The organism is Candidatus Cloacimonadota bacterium (assembly GCA_012516855.1).
GTDB lineage: Bacteria > Cloacimonadota > Cloacimonadia > Cloacimonadales > Cloacimonadaceae > Syntrophosphaera.
In genome coordinates, this window is sequence record JAAYWB010000063.1 from 1 (window position 1) to 10966 (window position 10966).

The 10966-nt window shown below is 54.3% G+C and carries 8 protein-coding genes; 3 read left to right on the forward strand and 5 right to left on the reverse strand.

What is annotated here, in order from left to right; all coding sequences use genetic code 11:
• Positions 1-967: 967 nt before the first annotated feature.
• Both GX466_06570 and GX466_06575 read right to left on the reverse strand, forming a co-directional pair.
• Positions 968-2500: a nucleotide sugar dehydrogenase gene (locus tag GX466_06570; protein ID NLH93866.1), complete on the reverse strand. Its 1533-nt coding sequence runs from the start codon at positions 2498-2500 to the stop codon at positions 968-970.
• A 130-nt stretch (positions 2501-2630) separates the two neighbouring features.
• Positions 2631-4022 carry an MATE family efflux transporter gene (locus tag GX466_06575; GenBank protein NLH93867.1) on the reverse strand — a complete coding sequence of 464 codons (1392 nt, stop codon included), beginning with the start codon at positions 4020-4022 and terminating at the stop codon, positions 2631-2633.
• Between the two features lie 256 nt (positions 4023-4278).
• On the opposite strand from GX466_06575, the gene GX466_06580 reads away from it, so the two are divergent.
• A complete protein-coding gene (locus tag GX466_06580; protein NLH93868.1) occupies positions 4279-5466 on the forward strand; it encodes a T9SS type A sorting domain-containing protein in 1188 nt (395 codons plus the stop codon).
• 328 nt (positions 5467-5794) lie between these two features.
• Here the strand turns inward: GX466_06580 and GX466_06585 are convergent, their stop codons facing one another.
• Positions 5795-6454 carry an SdpI family protein gene (locus GX466_06585; protein NLH93869.1) on the reverse strand — a complete coding sequence of 220 codons (660 nt, stop codon included), beginning with the start codon at positions 6452-6454 and terminating at the stop codon, positions 5795-5797.
• Positions 6447-6728, reverse strand: a complete 282-nt coding sequence (locus tag GX466_06590; protein NLH93870.1) for a winged helix-turn-helix transcriptional regulator — start codon at positions 6726-6728, stop codon at positions 6447-6449. Before GX466_06590 ends, GX466_06585 begins: the two co-directional genes overlap by 8 nt.
• Positions 6729-6873: 145 nt before the next feature.
• Here GX466_06590 and GX466_06595 point away from each other — a divergent pair, with 145 nt between their 5' ends.
• On the forward strand, positions 6874-8268 hold the full coding sequence (locus tag GX466_06595) for an alpha/beta hydrolase (GenBank protein ID NLH93871.1): 1395 nt from the start codon (positions 6874-6876) through the stop codon (positions 8266-8268).
• A gap of 3 nt (positions 8269-8271) precedes the next feature.
• On the opposite strand, the gene GX466_06600 is transcribed toward GX466_06595, so the two are convergent.
• Entirely contained in the window at positions 8272-8745 is a 474-nt protein-coding gene (locus GX466_06600) for a GNAT family N-acetyltransferase (protein NLH93872.1), read from the reverse strand.
• Positions 8746-9060: 315 nt separating this feature from the next.
• On the opposite strand from GX466_06600, the gene GX466_06605 reads away from it, so the two are divergent.
• A partial coding sequence (locus GX466_06605) for a gingipain R (GenBank protein ID NLH93873.1) occupies positions 9061-10966 on the forward strand: 1906 nt, incomplete at its 3' end.

Below are 10966 nucleotides of genomic sequence, written 5' to 3' on the forward strand. Positions count from 1 at the left end.
CAAACCCTGATGCAGAGTACGTTATAAGCCATTCTCCCTACTTTCTCCCTACTGGATTGATTTGTGAATTTATACAAAAGGGAGGGGTTTCTCCCTCCCTTTGACAGGTCATTTTTGGACCCATGATTCCATGATAAGGTCATTCAACACATACACTTTTCCAGTTTTGCCATTTTTCAGTCTCACGGCTTCCACGGTCAACGCCTCCCTTTCTATCAAGGACTCCGTCACTTCGCGGAACTCCCTCTTTTTCATATGGGAAGCATTCATCAACTGGGAATGGCTTGCCCTGCCATTGTATTTGTTCCGGAATGACGTGGTGGGCTGGCGTAGAGCGAGGAACGAGCATCGACGACAGCAATGAATGACTCTTCCAATGTTTCCTGCCGTTCATTCCGTTGAACTTCCTGCCGTCCATGCTCACGTGTTCGCTGTACGCCAGGCTCCACCAGCATGGACGCCAGGGGGGTCTGGATTCCGGGTCAAGCCCGGAATGACGTGGTGGGGCCGCGCTTATATGTGGGCCTTTTTCTATCCACGAATTAAGACCTTTGCACATAAGTCGCGGAAGTTAAATCCAGACCATGAAGCGAATGCCCCCGACGCTCAATTGCAATGATGAATAGTTCTTGGGGAACACTCAGACTACAATGGATTGGAAGATTTCCCAGCTATTAATAAAATACTGGAAATTCTTAAACGGGGAGACAGATACAACCACTTTATGACAGATGCACGGCGCCCGTCTGGAGCGTCAGATGGAAAACTATCCGTCATGATCTGATCAACACACCCAACCATTGCATCCTTATTCAGTCCTAAGTTACACCAGATCAGGAAATTGCTTTGGGTTGGATGGTGTCTGACTGGCAGGGTGAATGAACGCCGCTAAAAGATAGGCTGGAAAAAATCCCCACGAAAAAAGGCGGGAGCTGGTCCCGCCTTGTATGTATCCAATTATTGGAGATTAGACGATGTGGCCTTTTCCCACGCCGCGGACCTGGCATCCAAGCCGTTTACACTCAGCTATTTTCTCGTCAGAGAGGAAGTTCGAGCAGTCCACGATCAGGGGTTTGGTACCGCAGATGGCCAGCACTTCGGCCGGGGAGAGGTCCTTATACTGGTCGTGCCCCACGGCGAAGACCACCACGTCGGCACCGGGCAGAACTGCTTTGAGGTCACTTTCCACCTTTGATTCGTCGAGTTCCGGCCAGGCTTCCACATAGGGATCGTGGGTGAGCACTTTGGCAAATTCCTTGCGCAGGAACTCCACCAGGGTCTTGGAGGGTGAGTGTCTGGTGTCGCCAACGTTTTCCAGATAGGAAACACCCAGGACGGCGACGTTCACATCACGCAATTCCGGGATCACGGTCTTGATAATCTCGATGGTGTGGAGCGGCATGGTGTCGTTGATGTTCACGCCACGGATGGCCATTTCCAAAGTTCCCTCGAGGCCGAAGAGGGTTTGCATGGCCCAATTGGCGAGCACGGGGTCTTTGGTGAGGCAGTAGCCGCCGACGCCCAGACTGGGGCGCAACATATTGTCATGAGTGCCTTTGCGCTTCCGGATCGCATCGCGCACCTTGAAGATGTCAACGCCGATTTGTTCGGCGAAGCGGGCCCATTCCAGGGTGAGGGCGATGTTCACAGCGCGGTAGGTGTTTTCCATCGTTTTGGCCAGTTCGGAGGCGTTGGTGTTGTCAAGCTGGGTGAGGGGAAATTCCTCCACGTTCAGCACGTTGGACAAGAATTCGTGGCAGAGCTCGATGCTCTTTTGGTTCACACCGGAAAAGACGCGCCAGAAATCGCGGATGGAGGCGACGTATTTGGCTCCGGGCATCACGCGCTCGTAAGAATGCGCCACGAGGGGCGGATTGGCGACAATATCGATGCCGCGTTTGGTGAATTCCTCTTCCAGAATGGGCTTCACCACTTTTTCGCAGGTTCCGGGCGGAACGGTGGTTTCCACCAGCACCAGGCAGTCGGGGCGGATGTGCTGGCCCAGCGTGCGGATTCCTTCACGGAAGGCAAAGAGGTCGCAATAACCTTTCTCCGCCTCGCCGAAAGAGGGTTTGGTGGCATCAAGCTGGATGTCCACGACCACGATGTCAACGAGGCTGTAAACAGAATCTTCGCTGGTGGCGCGGAAGTTCTTCTTTTCCACCACGGTGCGGTGGAAAATTTGGGGAACCTCAGGATCGGATGAACTGACCGGCGGCACTCCGGAATTGATAACTGGCACTTTCCAGAACGAGCGTTTGGAGGCACGCTGATGCCCATGCACAAAGTAATAAGGATTGCCGTCCTTGTCGGTGGCGTCGGCCACCACGGTAGCCATCACGCAGCCTACAAAGCCCAGACCTTGCACGGCCACGATCTTACGGCCCAGCGCGCGCTGCTCCTCGGTAATTTTGACTAACAACTCGCGTTCGCGAGCGTTATCTTCTTCAGTGGGGATTGGATACTTGGTGCCGTCTGGCGCTTGTGAAAAGTTAAGCATATGTGAAGTTCTCCTTTATTCGATTATCGCATTGGCGTTCAAAAAAAACAGGGGCAAAGCATGTCAAGGCTTTTCGTTAAGGGCATGGCTGAATTCTCTCCGGAAGCTAAATCCAGACATGCCGGACAAATCAGATCTCATCCGCTGGCTGTGGTTGGCTGAATTCCTGGAAGGACGGTGCGGGATGGTGTTTTAGCCGGCTGAGGATCGAGATCACGAAGATTCCCGAAAGCAGGGTGGTAACGAAGTCCGACAGCGGCATCGCGAAGATCAGGCCGTCAAAGCCGAAGAATCTGTTCAGAAGCAGCAGCGCCGGAATGTAGGCCAGGCCCTGGCGCGAGATGGAAACGATGAAAGCAGGCAGGGCCTTGCCCATTGCCTGCAGGCTATTCATCATGATCATGCCAACCCCGGCGAAGGGAATGGCGTAAAGATAGGCCCCGATTACCTGGCTGCCGATTTCCACGGTCTGTTTGATGGGGGTGATCATGCTGATCAACTGCCGGGGGAAGAGGACAAAAAGGAGGGTGAAAACCACGCTGAGACTTAGATTGATTATCACAGCGGTGCTGATGGCCTTTTTCATGCGGGGATAGTTTCCGGCGCCATAGTTGAAGCCGATAAGCGCCTGCACGCCGATGGAAACCCCGATGAACACGAAAATGGGGATGGAAAACACCCGCGAAGCCACTCCCAGAGCGGCTACGGCGCTCACTCCGTAGGCAGAGGCAAGGTTGTAAGATATGGTGTTGCCGATGCCCATCATCACCTGGCTGAGTGAGGACGGGACGCCGATTAGCAAAATCTCGCGGTAAATCTCCCAGCGCAGGCGCAGGAACCTCAGAGCCGGTGCCGCAACCGCTTGTTTGGAAAGATAATACCTGATGAAATAGCACATGGCCAGACCCTGCCCGATCACCGTGGCAATGGCCGCGCCGGTGACCCCCATTTTAAATCCAAAGATAAAAATGGGGTCTAAGATTATATTGGTGACAGTACCGATTACCAGACCATACATGGCCTGGCGGGCGCCGCCTTCGCCGCGGACCAACTGCACCATGGTGAATTTCAGCATCACAAAGGGACTTCCGAGCAGAATCCAAAACATATACTGCCTGGCTGCCACTGCCGTTTCGCCGCTGGCGCCGGTGACCTTCAAAAACAGAGGGATGCAAAGAATGCCCACCACTCCCAAAACAATGGAAAGCACGAATGAGCTGAATACCGCAGTGGTAGTTGTTTCCCGGGCCTTCCGGAAGTCTTTTCTGCCCAGAAGCCGGGAGAGGTAGCTGGAGCCACCTACCCCGAATATCCCCGCGACCGCCATCTGCAAGGTGAAGAGCGGCAAAGAAATGGATACCGCCGCCACCAGGGCTTCATTGTGCAGCTTGCCGATGAAAAAGGTGTCCGTGAGGTTGTATAAAATATTCACCATCATGCTCAGCACGCTGGGCAGGGCCAGATGCAGTATCGCCCGGGCGATCGGCATTTCCTCCAAAACCTGGATGTTCTTTTTCTTCATTATCTCTTTTCAAATTCCTTCGCATGCGAAGTTTTTCAGCATGGGGATTCTGTCAACCTCTGCGGAATTAGCGGGTTGAAAAACGGGTGTGAGAACCGTTCGGCAGGGGAATTTGCCTTTGCTAAAGATAATCCGAGTTTTTATCTCGGCAAGAAAAACATTACTTGACACATATCATAAGGATGGAATAAATGCAGCCATGAGGTTGTGTGATGCGAGCGGCATCCCCTGCCTAAAAAGAAAAGGAGGCAAGATCATGCGCTCCAAGGTGTTTTGTTTGCTGCTGGTGATGGCTGCCATGGCCACGCTAGTCGCTGGAGAATTACCGGCAACATCATGTGGGGAAAGGGATACGGGGACCATTACAGGCGTTGTGCGCAATATTTTTAACCAACCCATCCAGGGGGCCGCCGTATCCTGCGGTACCGTGACCGCCGCCACCAACGCCTCCGGCATGTACAGCATGCAGATTGAGGCCGGGACTTACAGCGTGACAGCCAGCCACCCTGACCACCAGTCCGCGACTCAGGCTGGTGTGGTCGTTGTGGGTGGCCAGACCATCTATTGCAATTTCATCCTGCATTTCGATCCTTTTCCCTTTAGGTTTTATGACAGCTTTGAGGACCATGAGGATTTCGCGCTGGAATTCGCGCCCTGGACCTGCGTGGATGTTGATCTCTCCGAAACTTCCGGTATCAGCGGCGTCAACTGGCCCCATGCCGGAGAACCCCAGGCTTTCATCATTTTCAACCCCACAGCCACCATCCCTCCCCTTAGCGGGATCCAGGCCTATTCAGGCGACAAAATGGCTGCCAGTTTCCCTGCCACCCAGCCTCCCAGCTCGGATTGGCTGATCACCCCAGCCGTGAAGGGCATGGATTTCTGCCGGTTCCAGGCGCGCTCGCTGAACGCGGACAATGGTTTGGAACGTATCAAAGTGGGGGTATCAACCTTCGGAACCGTCCCCCAAAGCTTCGTTATCATCAGCGGAGCCCAAGCCCTGGAGGTTCCGGCGTCCTGGACCCAGTATATTTTTGATCTGTCCGGTTTCGAGGACGAGATAGTGTATGTTGGGATCCATCACTGCACCGACGGGGGATCGGCTTTGCTGGTGGATAGCTTCAACGCCGAAAACGTGCCGGTGGCGGATGACAGCCAAACCCCGGCCTTGACGGGGATTGAGGGCAATTTCCCCAACCCCTTCAACCCGGAGACCAATATCCGCTTCAGCCTTGCCCGGTCAGGGCCGGTGGAACTTGGTGTCTTCGATTTGAGGGGCCGAAAGCTGAAAACCCTGGTCAATTCTTACCTTCCCTCGGGACATCACACCACTGTCTGGAACGGGCTTGATGATGCCGGACGGCAGGTTTCCAGCGGTGTTTATCTATGTAAGCTGCGTGCCGGTGGACAGCGTTCCTGCCACAAGCTGGTATTGATGAAATAAGGCTCATGTTCAAATTGAGTGTGTGAGTTTACCCTCAGGGTTCCTTTTTGGTTGAGTACCTACACCCTCTTGATTTAATGGAGAGCCATAACCAGCTTATCCATAGCAATATCCTGCCAGCCAGGTCCTTAGCGCCCGAGTCCATCCCTCTCCCATGCCTCCCGTCCAGTCCTCGCATCAAATGCGGGCATCGTGCGGGAGGCGGATCAGGGCCACAGGACAGGGCCTTAACGGCCAGACCTTGTCGCTTCAATCCTTCGCGGGGTATCCATTACTGGAATGAAGGCAGTCCCACCCACTATATTTGAAAAATGAGCCTAAGTCCTTCTCACTTCACCAGTTTCTTATACTGTATGAACGAATACGGCAGCGGATAGAGCAGGCAGCCCAAAGCCAGCACCGTGGTAATGTTCTGGAACAGCGCGGAGCCTGTCAGGATGAGGCCTTTGAGGATCATGACGATTCCGCCTATCACGAACAGCCATCCTCCCAGGCGGTGGGTCCTTTCCCAGACCAGTTCATTGGCGATGGTCCAGGGCGTGCGGATGCCCACGAACATGTTTTTGGGCACTTTCGGCATCAGATTGCCAAAATAGAAGAGGAACAAGCCGATGAGGACCAGGATCAGCTTCACGCCGGGCACCTCGCCCCATTTGGCAACATACAGCGAGTAGAGGCTGATGGTGGAGAAACAGGCCAGGAGAGTGGTGGTGAGCGGAGGCAGGATCTTTTCGAACCGCCCGGCGTATTTATTGTACCAGGGGGAATACCAGTGCAGCAGATAGAGCATCAGAAACATCAGCACGTTCAATCCAATGCCCCAAAAGAGGCCTGTCGTGCGCCCCGTCCAGCCATCGATCTGGTTTAGATAGTTCCAGTGGATGGGAACCTTTGCCCCTTCCGGCAACTGGGTGGCGAACCAGAGCACGGCTGCCAGGTGCAGCACCAGGACCAGCAGCGCCCATTTGTACTTCTTCAGTCTATTCATCATTCACCTCTTTTTTTCTTATCAGATCCAGCACCCAACTGCCCAAATCCTCAAGCACCGTGGTGTTGAGGCTGTAAAAGACGAATTGCTTTTCCTTGCGTGTGGAAACGAGGTCCGCGTTGCGCAGCACCTTCAGATGCTCGCTGAGGGCTGGCAGGCTGATAGTGAAATGGCTTGCTATCTCGTTCACGGACATCGGCCCGCTGCGCCGCAGCAGGGAAAGGACTTCCCGCCGAGTGCGGTCCGCGATGGCCTTGTAGAATGAATCTGACATCGTTTCTCCCTTGTTTGGTGTTTAACTGAATACCTAATTAGTTAAAGTCCGAAATAAGTCAAGAACTTTCTGCGTTTTTGCTTGACAGATGCCGGGAATGTATCAAACAGGATACAGATGAGGATCACAACATGAGGAGTATATGATGAGAAGATTTGTCACTGTGTTGCTGGCACTTGCGGCAGTGGCAGGCCTTGCCGCCACGGATATCAGCGGTAGCTGGAACGGGATGCTGGACGTGGGCGGGCAGAAAATCCGCGTCGTTTTTCACATCATCACCACGGAGACTGGGCTGACCGCCACCATGGACAGTCCGGACCAGGGCGCTTTCGGCTTGCCCGTGGCCAGGACCGAATTCAAAGACCCCAAGCTGGAACTGGTGATGGATGTGCCTTCGATCACCTACTCCGGCGAACTGAAGGAAGGAATGATCGCGGGGACTTTCAAACAGGCCGGGATGGAATTTCCTCTGAACCTGCAGCGGGAAGCGCTGGAAAAACCTGTTTACATCAGGCCGCAGGAACCCAAGGAGCCTTTCGGATACAGGATCGAGGAAGTGCTCTTTTCCAATCCCAAAGCGGGGATCGAACTGGCCGGAACGCTCACCCTGCCACAGGGGGAAGGCGTTTTCCCTGTGGTGGTGCTGATCTCGGGCAGCGGTCCCCAGAACCGGGATGAAGAACTGATGGGGCACAAGCCGTTTTGGGTGATCGCCGACCACCTTACCCGCAACGGAATAGCTGTGTTGCGATACGACGACCGCGGAGTTGGCGGTTCCGGCGGAGAAGCTTCCACCGGAACCACTTACGATTTTGCCACCGACGCCCTGGCCGCGGTTAATTATCTGAAGTTCCGTCCAGAATTCAGTTTCATCGGGCTCGTGGGCCACAGCGAGGGTGGCATCATCGCCCCCATCGTCGCTTCTCAATCTGACGAGGTGGATTTCATCGTGATGTTGGCTGGAACAGGCATCCGAGGCGATAAGCTTTTGCAGGCGCAGGGAGAATTGATCGCCCAAGCATCAGGGATGGAGAAAGAGGAGGTCAACCGGACCATGGAGGTGAACGCCGGGGCCTTCAGGCTGGCCCTGCAGGCGCAGGACCTGGCAAGCTTTGAAACGGAGCTTCGCGCCTACCTGAAGGAAAAGATGGATGACGGCACGATCAAAATCCCGGAAGGCATCACTTACGATGAACTATTCAGGATGCAGATGGACAGCGTGGCCAATCCCTGGATGTATGAATTCATCAGGCTTGACCCTGCCCAGTGGCTGAAAAAAGTCACCTGCCCAGTGCTCGCTTTGAATGGCAGCAAAGACCTTCAGGTGCCGGCCAAACAAAATTTCCCCGCCATCAGCGAAGCGCTGGAAGAAGCCGGCAACAAAGACTACACCCTGCGTGAATACCCAGGCCTGAACCACCTTTTCCAGGAATGCGAAACCGGCCATCCGGACGAATATGCCAGGATAGAGCAGACTTTTGCGCCGGTGGTGCTGGATGAAATGACCGCCTGGATCAAGGCCAGAACGATTCAGAAATAGCCTTCAATTCAGTTCAAGCCAATAGATGCGGCTGCGTTCCCCGAAGAGGTTGTAACCATCCTCCATCCTGGACCAGCCGTACTTTTCATAATAGCCATCGTGGTCGGTGGTTAGGTATAGGGTGCCGTAACCCATTCTTTTTGCCTCCCTTGCGCCATGTTCCAGTAGCGTGGCGCCCAAAGCCCGTCCCCGGTAATCAGGTTCCACATAGAGGCAGGCCAGCCAGGGCCAGAGGTCCTGTCGGCTGATCAGATCGTTGGTGAGCAGCGCGCAACAGCCTGCCACCCGCTCTCCATCGAGCATTAGATAGAAGCTGGGCAACGCGTTTCCTGAAAGGGAAGAGTGTAGCACGGCATCGAGGTAGAAAGCCAGGTTTTGAGGCCGGCCCCAGATGCCGTGGATGTAACGGGCAGCGGATTCGGGGCCCGATCTGTGATCGCGAACGTTGATTATTTCCATCATTTCCTTGCTTGGCATTGTTTTGTCATACTTATCCAGACAGGCAGTAAGTTTGTTAGGTTGAGGTTACATCCACACTGCCAGATCAGTCAAGTCATTTCTCAGGAAAACTGCCCGGCTCAATGCAGGAAACGCAGAAATCCGGTTGATGAATATTCATAAGTGCGCCTGATCCGCATTATTTACACAATGTTACGTGTCTCTCATTTATCAGTTGACAAATATCGCATCTGGAATTGATTGCGCGAATGTATAATCTTGGCGGATTGGTTTGCCATCTGCCACCGTGCAAGAATTTCAAGTCAGAAGCAATCAAGCATATAGGAGTATCGTATGCACAACAAGTTCAAAGGTAAGGTGTTGCTGCTGCTAGCGCTCACCCTGACATTCGCCTTGGCCCTGTCTGCCCAGACCCGGCAGGTGGAGCTGAGCCCCACTACAAACCAAGCTCTGCTTAGAAACAACAGCGACCTCGGTTTTGACGTCAACTACAGCGTTGGCGAACTGAAGATCATTGAAGTCCAGACCAAGGAAGGCACGTTTGACGAGCTTTCCATCGAAGGGTGGGGCTTCAGCAACGAAGTGGGCGAGCCCAAGCTGCCCATGCTGCGCAGGACCATCGCTGTGCCTTTGGGCGCGGAAGTCCGCCTAACCCTCAATTCACAATCCGCTCGGGAATTTGACAACAACGCCAACAAACTGCAAAACCGCGTCATCCCGGCCCAGGAGCCCATCTCCAAATCCGCCGATCCTGCCACCATTCCTTTTGTGGTGAACGAAATGCTTTACAGCCGCGATGAGTTCAACAGCCGCGACTGGGTGCAGGTTTCGGAACTTGGCATGATGCGCGGTGTGCGGGTTTTCGCCCTCGATTTTTATCCGGTGCGCTACAACCCCGTCACCAACAGTATCCGGGTGATGGAAAACCTGGATGTCCGGGTGGATTTTGTCAACCCGGACATCATCGCCACCGCCGACATGCTGGCCAGGACTGCTTCCTGGGAGTTTGAACAGCTTTACAGCAACACTATCTTCAACTGGAACGCGGACAATCGCACCGCTCTGGTGCGCCATCCCACCAAAATGGTCATCCTCTGCCCGGTTGGCTACACCAGCAACATCCAGAGTTACGTGGACTGGAAGACCCAGCAGGGCTTTGTGGTGAACGTGGCGACCGTCGGCAGCGGCGGCACCGTGGCAAACACCACCACCGCCATCAAGAACTATATGCAGTCTTTGTGGGATGCTGCCACTGCCGATGATCCGGCCCCTACCTACCTGCTGATCATAGGCGATGAATCCGGCACCATCACAGTCGCCACCAATACCGGCGCGACTGGCTCACACGTGACCGACCTCACCTACGTGCGCCTTAATGGCACTGACTACATGCCGGAAATGTACCACGGCCGCTTCTCAGTTTCCAGCACCACCGAACTGACCAACGTCATTAACAAGACCATAACCTTTGAAAAGACCCAGATGCCGGACATCAGTTATTTGGGTAAGACGGTGCTCATCGCCGGAGTGGATTCCAGCTGGTCTCCCACTCATGCCAACGGCGCCATCAATTATGCAACCACTGAGTATTTCAATGCCGCCCACGGTATCACTTCCGACACCTATCTCTATCCCGCCTCCGGCAGCAGTGACGAGCAAATTATCGCCAACGCCAATGAAGGCCGGGGTTACATTGTCTATACCGCTCACGGGAGCCAGACCTCCTGGCACGACCCCAGCTTTACCGTCTCCGACGTCAATGCCATGACTAACTCCGGAAAATACGGAGTTATGGTGGGCAACTGCTGCATCACCAACGAGTTTGACTACTCCAGCCCCTGCTTCGGCGAAGCCGTAATCCGCAAAGCTGACGGCGGCGGAGTGGCCTACATTGGCGGCACCAACAGCACCTATTGGAATGAGGACTATTACTGGGCAGTGGGTTACAAAACCAACATCGACGGTTCCGCCCCGCCTTATGATGCCACCAAACTTGGCGCTTATGACGCCATGTTCCACACTCACGGCGAAACCTATGACAAATGGGCCACCACCGTCGGCGAGAGCATCTACTCCGGCAACCTGGCAGTTAGCCAAAGCGGTAGCTCACGCACTAACTACTACTGGGAAGTTTACCACATCATGGGCGACCCTTCCGTGATGCCCTACCTTGGAGTTCCCACTGCCAATCCGGCCACCTCCCCCACCCAGATCATGGTCGGCAATAATAGTTATGCCA